General features: G+C 45.7%; 21 protein-coding genes. 15 read left to right on the top strand and 6 right to left on the bottom strand.

The window, feature by feature from the left end:
- Window positions 1-186: 186 nt before the first annotated feature.
- The 3 genes from QT998_RS25450 to QT998_RS25440 form a co-directional block, all read right to left on the bottom strand.
- Complete coding sequence (locus tag QT998_RS25450) at window positions 187-558, bottom strand: DUF4342 domain-containing protein (protein ID WP_333090783.1); 372 nt, start codon at window positions 556-558, stop codon at window positions 187-189.
- Between the two features lie 325 nt (window positions 559-883).
- Window positions 884-2,359, bottom strand: a complete 1,476-nt coding sequence (glgA, locus tag QT998_RS25445) for a glycogen synthase GlgA (protein ID WP_333118450.1) — start codon at window positions 2,357-2,359, stop codon at window positions 884-886.
- Between the two features lie 14 nt (window positions 2,360-2,373).
- A complete protein-coding gene (locus QT998_RS25440; protein WP_333090787.1) occupies window positions 2,374-2,631 on the bottom strand; it encodes a hypothetical protein in 258 nt (85 codons plus the stop codon).
- Between the two features lie 257 nt (window positions 2,632-2,888).
- Between QT998_RS25440 and QT998_RS25435 the strand changes: the two genes are divergently transcribed.
- The 5 genes from QT998_RS25435 (at window position 2,889) to QT998_RS25415 (ending at window position 9,108) form a co-directional block, all read left to right on the top strand.
- Window positions 2,889-4,385 (top strand): glycosyl hydrolase family 57, encoded by a 1,497-nt coding sequence (locus QT998_RS25435; protein ID WP_333090789.1) that lies wholly within the window; start codon window positions 2,889-2,891, stop codon window positions 4,383-4,385.
- Window positions 4,386-5,199: 814 nt separating this feature from the next.
- Complete coding sequence (locus tag QT998_RS25430) at window positions 5,200-5,487, top strand: hypothetical protein (protein WP_333090790.1); 288 nt, start codon at window positions 5,200-5,202, stop codon at window positions 5,485-5,487.
- 24 nt (window positions 5,488-5,511) lie between these two features.
- On the top strand, window positions 5,512-6,306 hold the full coding sequence (locus QT998_RS25425) for a hypothetical protein (protein ID WP_333118444.1): 795 nt from the start codon (window positions 5,512-5,514) through the stop codon (window positions 6,304-6,306).
- 37 nt (window positions 6,307-6,343) lie between these two features.
- Complete coding sequence (locus tag QT998_RS25420; RefSeq protein WP_333118441.1) at window positions 6,344-7,783, top strand: hypothetical protein; 1,440 nt, start codon at window positions 6,344-6,346, stop codon at window positions 7,781-7,783.
- The gene (locus QT998_RS25415; RefSeq protein WP_333118438.1) at window positions 7,783-9,108 is read left to right on the top strand and encodes an O-antigen ligase family protein; all 1,326 of its coding nucleotides are present in this window, start codon (window positions 7,783-7,785) and stop codon (window positions 9,106-9,108) included. Before QT998_RS25420 ends, QT998_RS25415 begins: the two co-directional genes overlap by 1 nt.
- 20 nt (window positions 9,109-9,128) lie before the next feature.
- Here the strand turns inward: QT998_RS25415 and QT998_RS25410 are convergent, their stop codons facing one another.
- The gene (locus QT998_RS25410; protein WP_333090796.1) at window positions 9,129-9,428 is read right to left on the bottom strand and encodes a hypothetical protein; all 300 of its coding nucleotides are present in this window, start codon (window positions 9,426-9,428) and stop codon (window positions 9,129-9,131) included.
- A gap of 49 nt (window positions 9,429-9,477) precedes the next feature.
- Window positions 9,478-10,089: a DNA-3-methyladenine glycosylase gene (locus QT998_RS25405; protein ID WP_194008248.1), complete on the bottom strand. Its 612-nt coding sequence runs from the start codon at window positions 10,087-10,089 to the stop codon at window positions 9,478-9,480.
- 21 nt (window positions 10,090-10,110) lie between these two features.
- Here QT998_RS25405 and QT998_RS25400 point away from each other — a divergent pair, with 21 nt between their 5' ends.
- Complete coding sequence (locus QT998_RS25400; protein WP_096830678.1) at window positions 10,111-10,233, top strand: hypothetical protein; 123 nt, start codon at window positions 10,111-10,113, stop codon at window positions 10,231-10,233.
- A gap of 298 nt (window positions 10,234-10,531) precedes the next feature.
- Here QT998_RS25400 and QT998_RS25395 read toward each other — a convergent pair whose 3' ends face one another.
- Window positions 10,532-11,050: a pentapeptide repeat-containing protein gene (locus QT998_RS25395; protein ID WP_333118433.1), complete on the bottom strand. Its 519-nt coding sequence runs from the start codon at window positions 11,048-11,050 to the stop codon at window positions 10,532-10,534.
- A gap of 511 nt (window positions 11,051-11,561) precedes the next feature.
- On the opposite strand from QT998_RS25395, the gene QT998_RS25390 reads away from it, so the two are divergent.
- From QT998_RS25390 to QT998_RS25350, 9 genes are all read left to right on the top strand, one after another.
- On the top strand, window positions 11,562-12,065 hold the full coding sequence (locus QT998_RS25390) for a hypothetical protein (RefSeq protein WP_333118431.1): 504 nt from the start codon (window positions 11,562-11,564) through the stop codon (window positions 12,063-12,065).
- A gap of 101 nt (window positions 12,066-12,166) precedes the next feature.
- Window positions 12,167-12,481, top strand: a complete 315-nt coding sequence (locus QT998_RS25385) for a translation initiation factor (protein ID WP_333090802.1) — start codon at window positions 12,167-12,169, stop codon at window positions 12,479-12,481.
- Between the two features lie 268 nt (window positions 12,482-12,749).
- A complete protein-coding gene (locus tag QT998_RS25380; RefSeq protein WP_333090803.1) occupies window positions 12,750-14,153 on the top strand; it encodes a hypothetical protein in 1,404 nt (467 codons plus the stop codon).
- 110 nt (window positions 14,154-14,263) lie between these two features.
- Window positions 14,264-15,403, top strand: a complete 1,140-nt coding sequence (locus QT998_RS25375; RefSeq protein WP_333118429.1) for a transposase — start codon at window positions 14,264-14,266, stop codon at window positions 15,401-15,403.
- A gap of 326 nt (window positions 15,404-15,729) precedes the next feature.
- The gene (locus QT998_RS25370; RefSeq protein ID WP_333118426.1) at window positions 15,730-16,401 is read left to right on the top strand and encodes a hypothetical protein; all 672 of its coding nucleotides are present in this window, start codon (window positions 15,730-15,732) and stop codon (window positions 16,399-16,401) included.
- A 12-nt stretch (window positions 16,402-16,413) separates the two neighbouring features.
- A complete protein-coding gene (locus QT998_RS25365) occupies window positions 16,414-16,710 on the top strand; it encodes a hypothetical protein (protein ID WP_333118423.1) in 297 nt (98 codons plus the stop codon).
- 74 nt (window positions 16,711-16,784) lie between these two features.
- Window positions 16,785-17,429, top strand: a complete 645-nt coding sequence (locus tag QT998_RS25360) for a hypothetical protein (protein WP_333090810.1) — start codon at window positions 16,785-16,787, stop codon at window positions 17,427-17,429.
- Window positions 17,430-18,215: 786 nt separating this feature from the next.
- Window positions 18,216-18,413: a hypothetical protein gene (locus tag QT998_RS25355; RefSeq protein WP_333118417.1), complete on the top strand. Its 198-nt coding sequence runs from the start codon at window positions 18,216-18,218 to the stop codon at window positions 18,411-18,413.
- A gap of 147 nt (window positions 18,414-18,560) precedes the next feature.
- Window positions 18,561-20,981 carry a DUF3854 domain-containing protein gene (locus QT998_RS25350; protein WP_333118415.1) on the top strand — a complete coding sequence of 807 codons (2,421 nt, stop codon included), beginning with the start codon at window positions 18,561-18,563 and terminating at the stop codon, window positions 20,979-20,981.
- The last annotated feature ends 109 nt before the right edge of the window (window positions 20,982-21,090 follow it).

Raw genomic sequence — 21,090 nt, 5'->3', positions numbered from 1 at the left:
GATTTTTGGCTGGCATACACTATAACTAATGATTGCTTATTTTTTTATATTATACAATCTAGCTGCGTCTCAGCTTAACATAGTCCTTTGATAATTCGGCGGTTGAAACCGCCAGAAAGTCAAACAAAGTCGGCCTGCGCCGACTGGTTCATCAAGGGTATCCAAGACCCGGATTTTGTATGATGACTATTCTGGGCGCTCGACAGTTACAGTCAAATGAGCCACAACCGCCCCAACTGCGCCAAGTGCAGCAGCAATTGGAAAGATTACACTTCCTGCAACGCCGCCTACCAATCCCGCCATCAGCGGAATGTCTGCCAAAGTCCGCCCTTGCGAGTTTTTGATGACGAGTCGGCGGAGTTTTCCTTGCTGAATGAGTTCTTTGACTTTACCAATTAAACTGTCGGCGCTAATCTTAAACTCTTCTACTCTGACTTTTTCTTCGGTTGCAAATTCTGAAGCGAATAAAGGTGTTTCAACCGTTGGGTTTGCTGCATTGCCTGCCGCTACTGTTTCGTCTTGCAGAATAGTTACTTGTTGTTCTAGTTGTGAATTCATTTTTTGTAGGGCGGGCGAACACCAGCCGTTTAATTTCTATACTTCTATCTTGTACGATCGCACTTGAGTGCGACAGGCAAGAAAACCCTACAATCAACATTCGTACTTTCCACCCCCGCATTTTTACTCAAAACATTATCTCTGTCTGGATAGATATATCAGTTGACAGTTGACAGTTGACAGTTGACAGTTGACAGTTGACAGTTGACAGTTGACAGTTGACAGTTGGCAGTTGACAGTTGACAGCTAACAGTTAACAGTCAACAGCTAACAATTCCCTAATAACTACTGACTACTAACTACTGACTACTGACTACTGACTAATTCATTTGTGTCGAATTAGCTCGTAAATTTCCACATAATCTTTAGCTGGATATTTCCACGAATTATCGCAATTCATACCTTGAATTACGAGTTTTTCAAATTCATCACGGTAGTCATACCACAATCCGATCGCCCGATCGAGCACCGACTCTAAAGCGTAGTAGTCGCTTTGGTAAAACACGTAACCGTTGCGCTCTTCGGGGGTGTGGCTGGTGCCGTAATCGCGATCGAACACCGTATTCACCAAACCGCCCACACCCCGCACCACAGGAACCGTACCGTACCTCAACCCGATCATCTGAGTCAGCCCGCAGGGTTCGTAATTGCTCGGCACCACAATCATATCCGCACCCGCGTAAATTAAGTGCGACAGTTCCTCATTAAAACCAAGTTCCAAATGGCAGTCTGGATTGTCATTTAAAAACCATTTCTCGTGCTGAAAATGTGCGTTAATTCCTGCTTCCGTCGCCGAACCCAAAAGCACGAATTGCGCGCCTTTACTCAGAGAATAATAAATTGCATGGTGCACGAGGTGAACGCCTTTTTGATCGTCCAAACGACCGATAAAGGTAATCATAGGCTTGTCAGCATCGCGCAATAAAAGCCGATCGCGCAAAGCCTTTTTAGTTTTGGCTTTTCCTGCCAGATCCTTTTCAGTGTAGTGATGCGGAATATAGCGATCGCTCTCAGGATTCCATACATCATAATCAATGCCGTTGAGCACCCCGCGAAACTTATCTTGATATGTATGCAAAGTGTGGCCCAAACCGTAGCCGAACTCGCCGAGGTGAGCTTCCCAAGCATGGTGTGGCGACACCGTGGTGACAAAGTTTGAGTAGACAATGCCCCCTTTCATAAAGTTAATGGCAAAGGGGTTAAAATTATCTCTGAGGCGATCGTACTGAAAATAATAATCATCTCGATTCAAACCCGTTGCTTGCAAAACGTCGCTACCACCCATACCTTGATGTTTGAAATTGTGAATGGTATAGCAGACTCGCTGATTTTCCATCCAATTGTATTTGTAAACTTCAAACAGCATGACTGGAACCAAACCAGTTTGCCAATCGTGACAGTGAATCACATCCGGGCGTTTGTTGCTTCTGAGCAAAAATTCCAAAGCAGCTTTGCTGAAAAATGCAAACCGCATATTGTCATCATTGCAACCGTAATAACAGCCGCGGTTAAAAAAGTTATCTTGCGATCGAGGTTCAATGAAAAAACACAACACCCCGTGCACCCAGCCGCAGTAGACATCGCAAAGGATTTCGCCGTCGTACCAGGGCACGGCCAAATCCCGATAGGCCTCGTGCAGCCCCCAAATGTGGTCGTACCTCATGCAGTCGTACTTGGGCAGAATAATCTCGACGCAGTGGCCGGAATTCTGCAATTCTCGACTCAAACCGTAAACTACGTCGCCCAAACCCCCAGCTTTGATAACAGGGGCGCACTCTGAGGCAATTTGTACGATGTACATTTTTTTTCTGACTCCTAGAAATCCAAAAATATTTTCTTAACTTGACAAAGTATATGATTTCTCGGCAAATAAGCAAGTCGGCCATTGGGAATACAATGAAAATACTTAGAATACAGGTAGGGAAACGGCGCAGTACCGTCTCCGGCTGCTGTTGAGCCAACTCGCCCTTTGTATCCTGTTGTTCCGAAGATCGATCGCACAACTTTCTCAAACCTTCTTGAACTAATCTCTTTCTCTGTCTTAACTTCCTTTGCTATTAGTCCTGCACGCACTCTTTGGTCATAAACCGGATTTGATGGACGAAAATTCTTCTGTTTAACCCGCAGTAATGATAAAAAAACACTTTTTTTGGTATTGGTGCGTCCCGGATTTGCCGTGCAAGCAGTTAGTTAAAAAATAAATCTAATTCACAAAAGAAAGAGAATTGCTTTATATTTGATTTTTGGCAGACATCCTCTGCTACTATTAAATTATCTAGCTATTTTAGCAATAGCAGACAATGCCGCTCCACAATTCTTGAGAAAAATTTATGTCTGCGATCGCCCAATCTCCAAACCTACTAATTTTAAACGAAATTAACTCAGGCTTGCCCAATATCTGCGGTTTTGAAGCAGAAATCAGTGCCGCAGCCAACAGCAACGAACCAGTCTTTTTACCTACAACAAATCTGCGCCTCGAAAACATTCAAGCCGGATTTGCCTGCGCCCTGCATATGCACCAACCCACAATTCCAGCCGGTGCAAACGGCGAACTAATCTGCAATTTGCAGAATATGTTTGAAAATCCTAACCAAGGAGACAATCACAACGCCGGAGTCTTTGCTTGGTGCTATTCCCGCATGGGAGAATTTATTCCCCAACTGATTGCTGAAGGCTGCAACCCGCGAATTATGCTCGACTATTCGGGCAATTTATTGTGGGGATTGCGCCAAATGGGACGCGACGATATCTTTGATAATCTCAAGCGGATTACCTGCGATCCTCAATATCAACCTCACGTAGAATGGCTGGGGACAATGTGGAGTCACGCCGTCATTCCCTCAACTCCCATTCCCGACATCAAACTCCAAATTCAAGCATGGCAACATCATTTTGCAGCTATTTTTGGGTTGGATGCCCTGAAGCGCGTCAAAGGTTTTTCGCCCCCAGAAATGCACTTTCCCAATCACCCAGATACACTGTACGAATACATCAAAGCTTTGAAAGAATGCGGCTATCGCTGGCTGATGGTGCAAGAACATTCTGTAGAAACTTCCGACGGTTCGGGATTGTCGCAGGATCAAAAATATATTCCCAACCGTTTGGTTGCCCGCAATTCTCGCGGCGAAACCATCAGCATTACGGCTTTGATTAAAACCCAAGGTTCCGATACAAAGTTGGTCGGTCAAATGCAGCCGTATTACGAAGCTAAAGTCCGCCAAAAACAGCAAATTGGCAATGTCACAGTTCCTTCTTTAGTTACTCAAATTGCTGACGGCGAAAATGGCGGCGTGATGATGAATGAATTTCCCAGCGCTTTTATGAAAGCTTGGCACGAAAACCGCGAACAAGGAGGTGGAAAATCGGGTGTTGTCGGTTTAAATGGGACTGAATATTTGGAGATAATTGAGGCGGCTGGTGTTAATCCTGATGATTATCCTGTTTGTCAGGGAGTCAACCAGCACAAAATCTGGCAGTTAGTCGATCCCGACAGTGCGACGCCGGAAAAGGTCGAGAGTGCGATCGGCCAACTCAAGCAAACAGACCATAATTTTCACATGGATGGTGCATCTTGGACTAACGATTTGAGTTGGGTGAAAGGCTATGAAAACGTCTTGGAACCGATGAATCAACTCAGCGCAGCATTTCACCAAAAGTACGATCGGCTGGTACAGCAAGATGCCGCCGTTACCAAGCAGTTTGAATACCAACAAGCTTTGCTTTACAACTTGTTGGTACAAACAAGCTGTTTCCGCTATTGGGGACAAGGAACTTGGACTGATTACGCGCGGGAACTTTACAACCGCGGCGCTGCTTTAATGAAGTAGGAAAAGTTGGCATTCGCGGTGTAACGAAAAACCCGCAACTGCGAACTTTAACAAGTTTTACTACCATTTTTCTAAAGATGTGCTATGGATGAAATCTTAGCCCCCCCGAAATCGCGGGGGGGTTGGGGGGGTAATATCTAGCACTACTTTATGAAATTAGTATACAAACAAATAATTCCAGTACACCCGGATTTTATATCAACACTCATGGACGCATGGGGGATCAGAAACCCGGTTTTTTTACGGAAATCCTTGATTAGAGCATCGCAGATTCGGTAAAAAACCCGGTTTCTTTGGTCTGTATGCGTTCAGGACTTTTACATAAGTGTTAATTGACACAAATTCTCTCTTTTGTGAAGATTGTGTAAAGTTAGCTTGTGTACCATAGTCCCAATTTCATTTCCAGCAGTCCTCTTGACGCTTTTGACAACAACTGATCTGAAACGCCGGAACTCAGATTTTTTTATAAAGATTCTGTGAAGTTAACTTTTTTCTAACAGATAAATCTCTAGTTAAGCCTAAGTTTCGGATACAAGGTAAATTCCAAAAACTTCCGTATAAACCCTGCATCCAGAACCAAATATTTATGATAATTTTAGTGCATCAGTTCAAGTGTTAGCTATCAATTCATTAATCAGGGAAATCGAATGAATAGTTATGAACTACTGGAAAAAACACCGCAGCGAAAAGCATTACTCCGACAAATCTCACTCTCCTTAACTAAAAAAGCTCGCACGTAACGAGTTTTGTATCAGTTGCCATCAAACAATTGAAGCCTTTCCAACCTTTGAGTTGAAGTCGGGGTTTTGTGCAGGTGACGCAGAAACAACTTGCTCTTCAAGAAGGCTTTCCTCCTCGTTCAAAGCTGAATTTAACTTACGGTTATCTGCCCAGTAGACGGCAGAGTATGCCAGACGATTATTGGTCAAAATCTGACTGTTATTGGCAGAGTAATGTACCGCAGAAGGATGATTGTCAGCCTGTATTGGGATATTACAAGTATAGTTTGGTTGAACATCCCGGAGATTCGAGAGGGAGTTGGGGAAAGTTATTTTGGCTGAGTGTAATTGGTGTGGCGGTGTGGTTCTGGTTCTTTCGCTGATTCCGTAATCCAGAGGGCGAAATTATGAAGTATTTTTTCCTGTTTATATTGGCTTTAATTCTTTGTGCGGCAATGGCACTAAGCTCTGTTTTACCTGGAATTACTGCATACAATAATGGGAAAATGGAGAGGGTAGCTGACAACACGCCCTCAACAAATCGCTACTCTGTCAGCGGCTCACGCAATGGCATTGTTACCGTCAAAGATGCTGTTTCTTCAGAGGTGATTCGCACTTTTAAAATGGATGATGGAGTAGTTGTCAGGGAAACATTTCTCTTAGACGGCGGTAAGACTGTTGCTGCTTCGCAGAAAGACCATGCTGTTTTCTGGGAGTTGGCGACAGGTAAAGAAGTTCGCCGTTTTCCGCAAAGGATTTATGGCTTTTCCCACGATGAAACCAAGTTTTTTACCTATAAATTTCCGCAAGGGATAATATTCGTGCACAGCTATCCCAGCTTTACACTTGCCTGCAAATGGAAAAAAGGAGCTCCCGGGCCTGTGCAGTTTCGCTTTTCACCAAACGATCGCTTTTTGAACATCCAATTTGGTAACGGATATCCCCCGATCGATGAAAATTATCCTCTACCGGATCGGAGTGGAGGTCCGGTGAGTTACGCGCGACTTTTTGAGATCGAAACTTGTCAGGAAATTAAAGAATTTTATCAGCTTAACTTGCTATCAATAGGCGAGTTTTCTGCCGATTCAAATTTTTTGGTTACGCCAGAATATACGGTCGTCGATCTTAAGAGTCGCCTAATTGTACGAACTTTGTGGCGTTTCAATCTCAAAACTTACAAAGTTGAAAAACTTGCTGATTAGGATTTAATACACTTTCAAGCAAATAGGAGTCAAGGCTATGTCACAGCGAAATGCTACCACAACATACATCTGTACGATCTCAATAGCTGCATTCTTTACAACCGTTTCAAGCGGGGAAGTTTGTGCTGCACAACTGAGTTTTGATGTAATCGTCAAAAATGAAGTCTTAGGTAATATTAGCCTGGAGACAAAAACTAGGCCTGTCCCAGCAGGAACCGAAGATGCCATTGATGGTCAATTTGTTGCTACTAAAAATGACTGGAAAAATTTTCTCGGCGTCGATCATCTCAACTGGCTTCAAATAGTAACGCAAGATTCAAATCCACCCATACCTATTGACCCCCGCTTCGCCAATAACCCCCTAAAAGTCCCATATATAGATACCCCACCATCTGGTTATCTTAGTGGATGGGCTGACGAGGAACCTTGGTACTGGAATGAATACAGAATTCCAGAAGAATTAGAACCATTTCTACCCTGGAGTGAATATACCCAGCTAGCATTACAGAGTCAAAACAATGGTCAGATTTTAAAATTCTCTGACGTGCCAACTGGTGCTATTCAAGCCAATAATCTCAAGTTTGAGACATTTTTGGTCGGTGATTTCGGCAACAAAACCTACGATTTTTTAACAAGTTTTTCCTGGTCAATTTCCCTAAGTGGAGGCACTTCAACTATCACAAATATAGAACAAGGTGCAACATTTACAAAACAGTATGCCAACCTAGTTGAGGAACAGTTTGGGTACAAAAAGGTAGAAAAACTTCCTACGTACTTGTACTCCAGTACCCTATCCCCAGGCAAGATTGACTCTTTTACAGAATCTGCACTTCAACCCTCAGCACCTTTTGTCGCCTGGACTAATAACTTTCCCGGTATCAACCCACCCAAGAAACCCGACACAATTTTAGGAGCATTTAACCAATCGGGAAATCTGATTGCAGTGAATGACGACGGCGGGCCGTTTGGAAGCAATTGGGGTTCAGGGATTAAAAGTTCTGTAAACAATGACGGTTCTCTCAAACTCAAGGTGAGTGGCTACAACGACTTCAACTTTGATGAGCGTAATGACTTTAGTGGCGGCCCATGTAACGGCGGTAGCGGTGGTGGTGGATGTGTACGCAATGCACCACATCCTCAAGTTGGAAAATACGACTTAGCTGTCAAGATGTATCAAGATTACCTTCCTTCTCGCAGTAGCGTTTCTACATCTTCGAGTAATGTGGGTACGAATACAAGAACCTTCGCTGCTAGGAGTATAAACCAGGAAATGTCTTTTTCCGAAAGCGACGTTTCTGACATAGCAAGCCTTTACAGCGACGACTTACCAAACGAAAAAGCCTCATCTAAAAAAGCCGAGGAGGATGCCCTTGCCGCCGCAGCCGTTCCCGAACCAACCACCGCATTAGGAACTTTATTTGCTCTAGCTGTATTGCCTGTAATTAAAAGACTCAAAAACCGGAAAAACCAAGAGTAATGAAAACCCTCTACACCCTGCTGTTTGCCCTCAGCATCATTCTCATTAACCCCTGGGGAAGCAGCCGGGGTCTCATCTGGACTTCCCCCAAAGTATTAATTATTTGGCTAATATTAGGAGTCAATCTTGCCCTATTATGGGAACAAAGAAAAGCCCTAACCATTCCCCGACAATGGAAAATCTCGCTAATACTTTGGACAATATTTCTCTCAATCGGAGCTATCTCCACTCTACAAAGTCCTTTCCCCTTAACCTCTTTCTTCGGTCAAGACCAAATGGGAGACGGCTGGCTCTACTGGCTGTTAATCGCCGCCTTCACCCTCAGCAACAGCTTGCTCTTAACCGTACACCCGCAACTCATAAATTCCCAATTCCAAGGACTGCTAATTGGCGGCATCATCCTTTCTATTAGTATCTTCCCCCAAATCATCGACTGGCGGATCGACTACACTGCGACAATGGGTCAAATTATCAGAGCTGATGTTAATGCCAGCAGTATTTTTCAAGGACAGCAACCCATCGGATTGTACTCCCATCGCGGTCACGCGGCCATAGTTTTAGCATTAATAATAATTACTACTATTGTCGGTTGGTTTGGGAGATTTACCGCAACTAAATTAACTGCAATTACTTTGATTTTAACTGTTCCCGCGCTGCTGCTAACTTCTACCCGAAGTGCTATTTTAGGTTTGATGGTTGCGAGTGTCTATTTGCTCAGAGGCAAATATTACAAAATCGTTGCAGGCATTGCTCTTATGGGTGTAATCGCCATTGCCATCATGACTGTCAGCAGACCCCTAGATTGGAGCAAACCTTCGATCGCCCAAATCATGTCTAGCCGATCGCCCATGTGGACACTTTCAGCCCGTGGCATCAAAAAACGCCCGCTACTTGGATGGGGATTTGATGGTTTCGGCATTGCCTATCCCTACATCAGAAATCCTCAACTAACTCCGATTGTTGTAAATTTAGATGACTTTACTTACAACTATATTAACATAAAAAGTGAAATCAGCACTAGAGAAATCCCTACTTACAAAGCTCACAATTGGATTCTGGATACTACTTTGTTAGTTGGTATCTTAGGGCTGCTGGCTGCTATTGCACTTTGGGGATATTATGTATGTTTAGCGCTGAATTCGTCTATGCGCGGTATTGAAGCTGTTGCTATTGCTTATTTAATTTTTACTGTCACTTGGTTTGACTGCGCTCAATACGCACATATTGCCTGGTGGATTCTGAGTCTCGCCGCAGTTAAATCTGCTTCTTTTACTCGTTTTTATCGTTTCCGATCGCAGTCTGGGCAATGGGTAATTACTAATTAGCAATTACCCATTGCCCAATCTTACATTTCCTGCATCAGCCGCAAATAGTTTTGCCGCATCTGCGTCATATTTTCCATCATTCGATTAGCCATATCTTTCTCAACATCGCTCATTTGCTGCCAAAATAAGGCCGATCGCCTCGCCATGATAGCTTCTTCCCACAAAATCTCCAAAAGTTGCGCCGCCATAGGGTTTTCAGCATCGATAATCCCGCACAATTGCTCGAAGGCTCGGTTCGCTTCGGTGTGAGTGTTGACATCCTGAACCAGGCTTAGGCATTTTTTGAGTTGTACGATCGGATTTTCAGAAGAGTAAGCCATAATTTCACTAAGATAAGCGACAAAATTTACAGTGATACCTTTGACATTACTAGAGTTTTGACACAGCCGTAGAGTTCCCTACATACCATCGCCAAGGTAAATCAATTCCTTGAGAAATCCCGATCCGCGTAGTTTGCACAAAATTTATTGTACCCTCCTCCACGGCTTGCTGAAATTGCTCGCTCCGGTGTTCCAACCGCAGCGGGTGGCCTGCATCTAAGGGAGAACCGCTGAAAGTTCGATCAATCTCCAGCACCTTACACAGTTTCCCAGGCCCGGCGGCGAGGCGCGATCGCTTTTTTTCGGGAATTCCAGCGAACCCCTTGGGAAGCGCATCTAGCTGCAAAGCTCGAATCAGCACACCGCTAGCAACCCCCTCTGCATCCGTCACCACGTTAAAACAGTGATACATCCCGTAGATTAAGTAAACGTAGCAGATACCCGCAGGCCCGAACATCGCCTGATTGCGAGGAGTGCGCTGGCGGTAAGCGTGACAAGCCGGATCTCCGGGGCCGTAAGCTTCGGTTTCGACAATAATTCCTCGAATTTCTTCGCCATCAGGAAACTGCCGCACCAAAGCACAGCCCAGCAAATCTGGCGCTACGCCCGTAGACGGGCGCGCCAGCCAAAAATCTTCTACAATCTGAGTATTTTCGCTCACTAAATCAGGAGACACTCAATTATGGACGTTAAGTTAGTTTTAGCAGTCTTGACAGCAGTTTTCACCGTTTGCTGTTTGTTCTTCGGTACAAAAAACGGATTCTATGATAGCGACAAGTATCACGGTAACGGTTCTGCTCACTAATTTTAGGCGATTGTTAGTTGTTTAAAAAAAAAACCGCTGTCTGTTATTGAGATGGCGGTTTTTTTTGATGAACCACAGAGGCCGCAGAGGACACAGAGATTGATGAGAAAACACAGAGCTCAAAGATTGACAAAAATTTCACAAATGATTGTGGGGCTGATGTCTGTTATTGAAATGGCGGTTTTTTTTGATGAACCACAGAGGCCGCAGAGGACACAGAGATTGAGAAAACACAGAGCTCAAAGATTGACAAGAATTTCACAAATGATTGTGGGGCTGATTGCTATGTTTGCTTTGATTAAGGGTGAATGTTCCCATCGGGCATTTTAGTACCCTGCAATTTAGTATTCTCGAAATCGGCGCATCCCGGCAGATTTAAACGAATTGTAGCTCCTCTATCTGTTGATTTCATGTTCAAACCAACTGCGGCATTTTCTGGGTTATTTTTTTCGGGAACAGCACTGACATTAAAATCCATATTTGCTGCTTGACCATTAGTATCAAGATTGAAACTTATGCCGCTACAGCCTAAATCTGCTCCGGTCAGGTTGGCTTTATTCAAGTTAGCATTTTTGAGGTTGGCATTCGCCAATTTTGCTCCTGATAAGTTAGCACCTTCTAGGTTGGCTCCCTGCAAGTTAAATCCTTGTAAGTCCATTGCTTTTAAGTTGACATTGCTGAGATTGCATTCGGGACACTGTTTGGTTTCGAGCAATTGCTTGACTAGCTTTTGTTGGTTAAAATCAGGTATGTATTTGGTCGCAGCTAATAAAACTGCGATCGACAATCCAACGGTAACTATATTTTTGGTTTTCATAAAAACTCATAAAAGCTGCGGCGGCTTTCTATCGCGGTTAATTATTAATACAAGAGTGCGATCGACATCTCCAGAATTTCTACGAAAAAATTGCCTCGATATCAGACAAGCTCGGAGGTGCAATTAAACACTGCAGGAGTGATAAATCCCGCTTCTTTTCCTTGGCCAGTGCTGCTTTGGGTTTCCGGCTCGCCTCCGTCGGCTTCACTTGGCTCGCTTTGTGGCCGCAAACGGATTTTTTTTTAGCAGAGGTGGTGCATTTGTATATACCTGCGGACTGAAATCAAAGAAACTTTATTTATATCCCTGGAGTGAGCCGATCTTAGACAGATGTGAAGATGATTAAACACAAAGGAAATACTTTACCTGCGCTGTTGGAAGTTCTCGGCAACTAATTTTGGCAAAATTGCTGCGATCGATGAATTTACTTAAAAAACCGTTGGCAGCAGCTCAGGTTTCCCAACCTAGCCAAAACACACCCTATCTGTAATCCCGACAATTCGGAGCGGCAATGAACACAATCAAACCCGAACCCAGAAGATCGCGCTTCATGGCTCTGCTGCTGACAACGCTACTGACATTTCCGCTTTTGAATGCTTGCGGTTCTGGCCAGCAAAGTTCCACCCCCCCGCCGACCGTTGACGACACTCGTGCTGGAGGAGTGCAAACTAATCGCGCCCAGACTCCTTTGCCACAAGCGAAAAAAGGCTTGAACAATGCTCAAAAAGTAGGGATTACTTTAGTAGGAGCAGCAGCCCTTTATTACCTTTACCGCCAGCACCAAAACAAGCAAGAACAGGGGCCGCAGGGAAAGTATTACCTTTCTAAAAACGGTCGCGTTTACTACCGCGATGCCCAGAATCGCGCTCACTGGGTAACGCCCCCGCCTGAAGGAATTACAGTTCCTGAGTCCGAGGCGGCGCGTTACCGCGAATTCGAGGGGTACAACAACCAAACTACCGGCCGAGACCTCAAAAGCTTGCCGGAAGCTACAAGTCCTGTTCCAGCACAATAGCCTCATCATTTGAGATGGTCACTGCCGCGATTTTTAATTAAATCTGGTATTCCAAATCTAAAACACCAGTTTTTCAACCCATAAAACAGAGGAAGTTTATCATGGTAGACGGATTTTTGCGTAAGTTAAAAGATGCGATCGTCGGGCCAGACAGCGAACAAGTCGATCCTGATGCCAATTATGACGATCGCGCGAATGCCGGACAGTTCGGCAACGTGCGTCCGGCCAGCGAAGACCCCTACGGCGACCCGGCGGACAACGTAGCGAATGCCGGACAGTTCGGCAACGTGCGTCCGGCCAGCGAAGACCCCTACGGCGACCCGGCGGACAACGTAGCGGATGCCGGAATGTTCGGCAACGTGCGTCCGGCCAGCGAAGACCCCTACGGCGACCCGGCGGATGAGGAAGTTGTTTGAGTTGAATTAGTTGGCTAGAAATTTTACCTGGTAAGCAACAGCACTCCTGCGGGGGTGTTTTTTTTTGCTGTTCTTTTGCTAGTTCTCAAAAACGGAGAGGGTGGGATTTGAATCAAAGACTCGCTCTTGAATGACGATTTTCCGTCGTTCTAGCCATTTTTTGCACCCACTCTGAAAGTCCTGTTTTTGATTTGAGCGAACACTGAGCGACTTGCTGTAGGCTGAGTGCATCAGTCAAACTCAGCACTGTCAGAGTAGGGAGCGAAAGATGAGCGAAAAGTCTAATCCTGTCACTGCAAGTACCACCGCAGACTACCTTGTTGGTTACGAGCGGATTCTAGACTACTTCCAACAAGCACAGAAAGAATGCCCCAAAGGCGTAGGGCTAAAAAAAGACAGGAAAGCTAGCGGTGGTTACATAACGCTGCAATTCAAGTTAGGTGACAAGCGTGTCAATAGAACTTGTGGGTGCTACTTGACGATGCAAGGTATCACTGATGCTCTGAGGAAGGCTCATCTAGTTGCTAGCGCTTTGCAATCCTTCTCTAGCGAGAGTCGATTTTTAGTCTGGTATGATGATGTTATTTTGGATAAAAACGTTATCAAAAATGATTTGATGACGTTTGGTGAGGCGATAGCGAAAGTAGAGAAAGAATACTGGGAGGGACGTACCAAACGCCGTCAACAACGTGACAGGAATAATGCTAGCCATCAAAGCTCTTGGGGATGTGTTTACGGACAATATTTTAAACTGTTACCCAGGGAGGCGGTTATAAACTCAGCGGATATTTTGGCTGTCATTCACATCAAGAAGCAAGGAACTAAATGCTTTAAGAACTGTTTGTGTGCCATGAAAAAACTAGCTGAGACTATTGGCGATACTGAGTTGCTATGCAGACTGAAAGAAATTGACGGTACACAAACAGAATTTCGGGAAGACCTTCAAACTTTATCAGTGGATGATTTTCTCAAGCTTCGCATTCAGGTTCTCAGTGTCTCAGATGATAAGCGATACCACCTGGAATCGCGTAAACGGTGGCTGTGGGTATTCTCGATGCAGATGGTGTATGGCTTTCGGGTTCACGAAGTGTTTGCTGTTCAGAACATTGACAAACCTTTTAAAACAAAGGATGGCGTTATTATCCCGGCACTGATTGAGCCAAGCAATATAAAGATGATTGCTGTAGTTGGTGACAGAACGCTACTCGATACGACGACTAAAACTGGCTACCGACTGTGCGTGCCGATGCTTCCTCCTACTCATCTCGACTTGATAGAGTGCTTAGAAATTAAGTCAGGTAAATTACCTGAGATTGGAACGCTATCAAGTAATCCGAAAACAATTGCTGGACTATATAGTGACGGCGCACAAAATTTTTTAAGAAGATGGAACAAAGGCTTTACTCAAATCCACGCTTTACGCCATCTCGCTAATCTCAGTGGTCAAATGGCTGGGATGTCTCAAGAAACAAGAGCTAAAAGTTTGGGGCATTCACCACAGATGAATGAAACTGTTTACAAGCGTCGCGCTAACACTGAGACGACGATTGATTTATTAACTCAATCTACGAAGGAAGCTATTCCTTTGGGGAGTGCAATTGGGGTTCTTAAACAGTTAGGAAGTGACTGGAAAAGCTGGTTGACTGACAAAAGTCAGTCAAGATCGGGATAAAAGCTGACCCAGACTGGATTAAAGAGAAAAAGAGGGATAAACTGTTTTTAACGAAAAAACCAGTATGAATCGAAATGCTCGATCGCCCCTCTCATCTTCATCATAAACTAATGAAATTCGCAGGTCAATACAGTCAGTGGTCAGATTTAAGACATCTAGGAGTGATGTGTTGGATGATGGTTGGTTTGATTGTAGAAGGCAAGGTAAATCTAACCAAATGGATCGACCATGTTTGCACCAAAGCACAAATAGCCCAAAGCACACAACGAAGATTGTCTCGATGGGTAAATAATCCTCGCATCAACCCAGCAAAACTTTATAGTCCTGTAGTGAAGGCCTCCTTTGCCAACTGGAAAGACTCAGAAATTGATCTGAGTTTTGGTACCAGTATGTTATGGGATAAATATTGCATCATTCGGATCTGTGTTGTACATTTGGGCAGAGCGATTCCGGTGGGCCCGCGAGTAATCAAACACAAAAGTAGTAGTGTCAAAATCGATACTTATCAGGACCTCCTCAAGCGTGTCTCTAGGCTCCTACCAGTCGATGTCAAAGTCATTCTCTTGGCTGACAGGGGGTTTGCCAATGCCGAATTAGTCCGTTATGTCAGAGAATTAGGCTGGCACTGTCGAATCCGGATTAAAGGCAATTTTTGGCTGCGTCATCCACGGCAGGGGTGGCAGCGAGTGAGTCAATTTCCGGTAGCCATCGGCGAGGCAAAACTGATCCACAACGTTCAAATTCACAAATGTAACTCGCTCACAGATGTCCATCTAGCAATTGCGTGGGAATCTACGAATGGCGAACACTGGTACATTATTAGTACAGAACCTACTACTCTCCAAACTTTTCGGGAATATGGCCAACGCTTTACCATTGAGGAAAATTTTCTGGATGATAAATCCTCTGGATTCAATCTCGAAGACTCTAAACTCCGTTGGGCTCCAGCTCTTTCTCGACTGTGCTTGGTGTTAGCGATGACTACTTTGTTCTTGACTGCTCAAGGTGTTGAAGTTGTCATTTTAGGTCAGCGTCGCTGTGTAGATCCACATTGGTATCGGGGTGCTAGCTACTTGAAAATTGGCTGGAGTTGGGTCAAACAAGCTCTGAACAAGGGCTGGAATTTAATTTCTGTTATCTCTTTTTCTACTAATATTGACCCCGAACCAGTCAAGGCTTCTCGTTTACAACATCAGCAAAGAACTTACCGAATTGAGTTTCAAGCTACCACTGTAGTTTGGGCTAATTAAACTTTTGTCAGTCAATCAGCGGGAAAAGTATCAAACTGCTAGCTGCTATTTACGGCATTACGCCCGACGCAGTGATGGAGTTGCTTGCCGAATAATTTGAAACAAAGCTTTACAGTCTCTGTGTTGACAAGGAACTGTAAGTCTGCAATCGTGAGTAACTAAGGAAGATTGATGCGCGGTTGACGAGCACTTGCAATGCTAGCCAAACCACGACTTCCCCAAACCGTTCATCGACAACGTTTGGAGCCTATAAATTATGCCACTTTCAGCCGATTGTCCCAAGGGGCGATCGCAACACTTAACGTTTCCGGGTGCGGGGGCTAGCCATGACTGAGCCTCCCGTACATTACCGCCGCATTGACAAACTCAAGGCGATCGCTTTCGAGCGCGGTTTCACCAACGAAGACGCAAAGCAGTTTGGGAAGCTTTCCAAGACTTCCACATGGGAAGCGCTGCTAGAGCTTTATCTTGTTGACGGCGAATCACTAGACAGTGTAGACACTGTAGACATTACTCTCAATGTTGTAGACACTGCAGACACAATACCTGAATCCTTTAATACAGAAGCTGTAGACAGTGTAGACACTAGCTGGACTAACGACGGTTCCTTCCCCGTCTGCGACTTTACCCGCCAGACTTCCACCAACTTTTTAGAATGGGTTGATTTCTCTCAACTCATCGCACTCGCACTCGCATCGGCGGGGGTCTTTGTGCTGGCTATGAGTTTGTGGCAGCACATCAACCCCCCTCAATCTATTGCCTCCTGTCAAAGTCAACATTCAAATAGGGACAAAATTATGAGCTTACAACTCCGACTGTTTGGCGGCGGAAAAACTGCTGCCGATTTAGCTACCACCAACGACGGCGGACACGCGATCGACAAATCTAAAGTCCTGCAATCAACCGCACCCGGAGTCATCACGCCGACAAATCCCGGCAATTTTGGCTCAATCCGCACAGTCCCCGTGTTGCCCGAACCGCGCTATTTTGATCGCTAAGAAGCTGATCGCTTGAAAGAGCTTGCCAAAGAAAAGACAGACGGCGCTCGACAATCCAAACGCGCTTACAAAGCTTTGACCAAGATTGAAGTGGCGGACAAAGTAGTACACAAAGAGCATCGCAAATACGAGGGCGCGGTTGCTGAAAACGAATTAGGCAAGAAGCGCGCCGATACTGGACTGGCTAAAAAACTGCACGGCTTGCGCCCTGGTTATGCCCGACTGGGTTTGGGGATTGACAAAGCTGACAGCGATGCCCGCACTCGGATTGACGCAATCAAAGCCAAACTCACAGCGGGGATGAACTAATGAGAGCGATGTATCTGGCTAATTATTTCTGTGCCGGCTGCATCGCTTCCTCCCTTCTGGGATGGGTTCAGTCAGTGGCTCAAAATTTCTGTGCAAAATCTGCAAGCTCTGTTGCTGGCTGGCTTGGCTATGACAATCATCGGAGCGGGGGTATTTCTATGCAGCTAAAAATGTGGATGCTCAGCGGTGCCGCTCTGACTCTGTGGTTAGCACCGCTTACGGCTCTCGACAAGCGTGTCGGCTGGCATAAGTCAATCCAGGGCTTAAGCCTTTGCGGTGCGATTGCTTGCGCGGTCGGTGCTGGGAAAATTGCCTCCCAGTTGGCTGATGAAAATGAAATCGAGTTTTTAAAAATTAGAGCAATCAAGGCAGATGTCGAGGATGAGATTGCTACGGAAGTTTATGTGAGCCAACAACAACGTCAACAGGAAGCGGAACAAATCTTCAACCCGCGCGAACGGCTTGAACGTGCTTTAGCATTGACTTCTGCTGATGACGGCGAGTCCGAACCGATCGGAACGCAACAGCTAGCTGAACTCGATAAGAACTCCGAATCTGAACGCGCTGAACGGGCACTTCAACTCAAAGCTAAGGGCTGGGGCAAAGCTAAAATCATCCTTGAAATTTGGGGCATAAGCAAAGGCGGCTCTTCCAAGTACAAAGCTGCCGAAGCCCAATATGAGCAATTCATCAACCAACAGGAGGAAGAGGAAAAATGAAAAAGCGGGCCGGGGGGGGCTGGTTTAGGGTCTGCCCCCCGGCCGCTACATCAGAATTTAAGGCGCCGCAGGCAACCGGACCTGAGTAATACCCGGTAATACCCGGTACACTCTTTAACAAGTAGAAAAAAAGCCCAATAGATAATATTAGTTAAAAAATAGAATAAAGTAGATAGTAAACAATTCACCATCTACTTTGATATGTTTTTCAGCTATTTGACTCTCTAAGCTTTCAGGCTTATTCACTAGCGGGATTTTTTCGATGTTCCGCTAGCAAGCTCTGCCGAAGTTGCACAGATTCCGCCGGAACTTCGGAAAAATAGCCGCAACCCTCTGGCACGTTGTACGATTTAAAAATTGGTGGAATCCTAGCCTTGAGCGATCGAGGTGCATCCAGTAGGCAGCCCAAGAAATGCTTTGACAAGAGAAAGAGTAGGCGCGATTTGTACCAGTTCGGCTGTATGAATCCGGGAATCTCCCAAAGTAGGTTGCTAGGAAGGACGGGTTACACCCGATAAACAGACAGCACCGTGATCAGGCTGCGAGTGCATACAACCCACCACAAACTGAGCTGGACTCTCATTTGCACGAGGATGACTGGCTTTCTATCGCAGGCAAAACGCATTCCTTTGATGCTTGGTTTTGCATGGCGATATAAGCTGGTTCCATTTAAGCTTTCAATTTTTCAAAAACTCAGTAAACACCAAAAAACCGCTGCTCTCTAATTGGAACCTAGCTTGCAACGGCTTTTTGGAATCATTCCCGGCTAGAGGTCGGGCAATAATCATGTCTGCACTCAATGATAGCAGCAATTTTTCCTCATTCCTAGTACCAGCTCCTGTCAACCCAAAACACCTCGCCGAGTGGGTTGAAGGTTCAGCCGTATCAGAAGCTCTCGCCCGTCTCAACATCGAATCGCTAGCGGCCAAAGAACTCAACGAACGCATCCAGCCCAAAGAACCAATCAAAACAGGTGGTTGGTAGTGTCGCAGCATCAACTGGCGCACCGGGGCAAAAACAGGGAACCGCTACGGCCAGGGCAAGCCAGACAAACCGCATCAACCAGAAGGGCAAAAACCGCGTAAGTACCTAACAGCATCAGGAACGGAACCCGACGCAATTTTCCTAGCCATGCCAGATAGAGATTACTGGCTCAAGACTCGCAACGACCTCTCTATTCCCCGGCACTGGAGAGAAGGGGTCAAAAAAGCTGGCTCTGGACTGAGCATCGGCTTAGCAACCATTGCCCTGACAGGAGTTTGGAATTGGGGCAAAGACGGTCAACTAGCAAAAGAGGTTGAAAACTGGGCGCAACCTGAAACTGTTCATTACATAGACTTTGACTCTGACTACGCAGCCAATTCATCTTGCCGTGCAGCCATTTTGAAGTTTGGCCGCTTGCTAGAAGAACGCGGATGCGAGGTTTACATAACAACTTGGGATGCCCAATTCAAAGGCATGGATGATTTTATCAAAGCTAGCGGTGGCGATGTCTTCAAAAAGGCTGTAGCGGACGCGCCAACCCTAGTCAAATGGGAAAAACAGCTCAAAAAAAGCGATCGCAAAAATGACGCTTCTAACCCTAATATTTCTTTAACTCCTCACCCGCGCACGCGAAAAGATGTAGTACGTTTGGAGTCTAGTAGCAGTACAAGCGACTACATCCCAGACACCGCACCGACTCCAGAGCAAAATTATGTGCAAAAAACAGTCGAAGCGCTCTATTCCGGTGGTCATTGGGTGTCGGTAGCGGGGCAACTTTTGGAATTTACCGGGACTTACTACGAACTGAGGCCGGAAGCAACAGAGAAGCGACGCATTCTTGATTGGTTGAGTACCTACTCTGAGTTTGTGAAAGGGAAGTATCGCTGCAACCGTGCCAACTCTGCCAGCGCTAACGAGGTTTACACTTATATCCTTTTGGCTAAAGCAGTTGACCCCAATATGATTAACCCGGATGGCTTGAACTGTGCCGATGGAGTCGTGAAGATTAACTCAGATGGGACGCACTCGCTTGTACCGCATAACCCTGAGCGGGTCTATACCTATGTCGGCTGCAAGTATGACCCCAATATTGATGCGACGGATTGTGATCGCCTTCTGGAATGTTTGGAGCCGTCGCAGCGTGAAGTGTTTTTGCGGACTGCTGCTGCTGCTTTAAATTTGAAGCTGGTGCGCTCAAAGTTGACTGGGCGGGGCGTAAAAGGTTTGCTGTGCTATGGCGAGGGGTCTAACGGCAAGGATACGCTGCGGGCTGTGTTGGCCGCTGTGTTTGGGCGGGGAATGACTGGTAAATCGCTGTCAGATTTCAAGTCCTACGATAATGGCCGCAAGTTTTCTCTGGCTGGGGTTGAGGGAAGTATCTGCAATTGGGCCTCGGAGAATACCGCCAAAGTAGACCTAGACACTATTCAGAGCCTCAAACAGTTAATTACGGGCGATCCTCTGGATATTGAGCGCAAGGGCAAAGATAGCTATGAGTACAAGCCTGCTGCGATTTTCTTGGCCAACTGCAACAAACTACCCTCTATCACCGGGGGGACGGCTGCAATTGATGACCGCTACGGCATCTTGAAGTTTGAAAAAACCTATAAGCACGGCGCTGACTCATCTCAGGGTGAGTTAGAGGCTGACCCGCGCTTTAAAGATGATGAGAACTTCATCCTTGAACGAATTGCGCCGGCGATGCTTAACAAGATGCTGGAGCGGTTGCCGTTGTTGTTGACTGAGGGGATTGATTACAAGGCAACCCGTGAAGCGATGCGGGAAGCTCAGGAAGAAAGCCGACATCTTTGGCAGTTTGTCAGGGATTTAGGATATGAGGCTGGCAAGGGCGATTGCGTCTATGCCAAGGATTTATGGAGTGAGCTGCAAGATTGGTACCAGGAGGCGGGGATACTTGAGCTTGAGTACAACAAAGAGGGTAAGGAAAAACTGATTTGGAATGAGCTGCCCAACCAGTGGGATAAGCCAGTAAAAGCTATAAATCAGTTGTATGCCCGCCTTTGTGAGATTTTCCCAAAATTAGAGAAACATCGGCACACGGAAGCGCAGCTAAATGGGCGAGAAATGGGTAACGCCTATTACTTGGGTATCCGCAAGCAAAATAGTGACAAATCATCCGCAGAGTCCGCAGAACCTTGTTCTGTCGTTAAAACATCCGCAGAACATCCGCAGAGAACAACTTTTTCTGCGGATGTCTCTGCGGATGCCTCTGAGGCAACAATCCTTACACAGTGGGAGACTGCGGACTCTGCGGATGAAAACTCACTTTTCATAGGATTTTGCAATTCCTTCTCAAAACTCACTCCAACCCAAAGACAAAAACTGGTAGAACTACTCACCGGCACTCCCTGCTCAGACCCGCTAAAAGCATTCAGAGTTGGGGATAAAGTGGCTGGTAACAATCCAGATGATATGAGCTACAACTGGCACGGCCGCGTCGTTGAAATCCACACGAGCATCAGTTGCAAGGTTGACTGGCAAGAGCGCGAAGGTATGAAAGGCGGACGGATAATCTCAATGCTGTTCTGCAACCTACGGAAAATTTAACCGCTGACTGACAATTGACGGCTAAACCCCATCCCCCTTAACTGGGGGATTTTTGTGTCTACAAATTTGTAGACAAAATGTTGACAGTGTAGACAGTTGCCTGCTATTG

The organism is Microcoleus sp. S1D4 (assembly GCF_036700765.1).
Classification (GTDB): Bacteria; Cyanobacteriota; Cyanobacteriia; order Cyanobacteriales; family Microcoleaceae; genus Microcoleus.
Note: the sequence above shows the minus strand (reverse complement) of the source record. Positions and strands in the feature narration are given on the sequence as shown.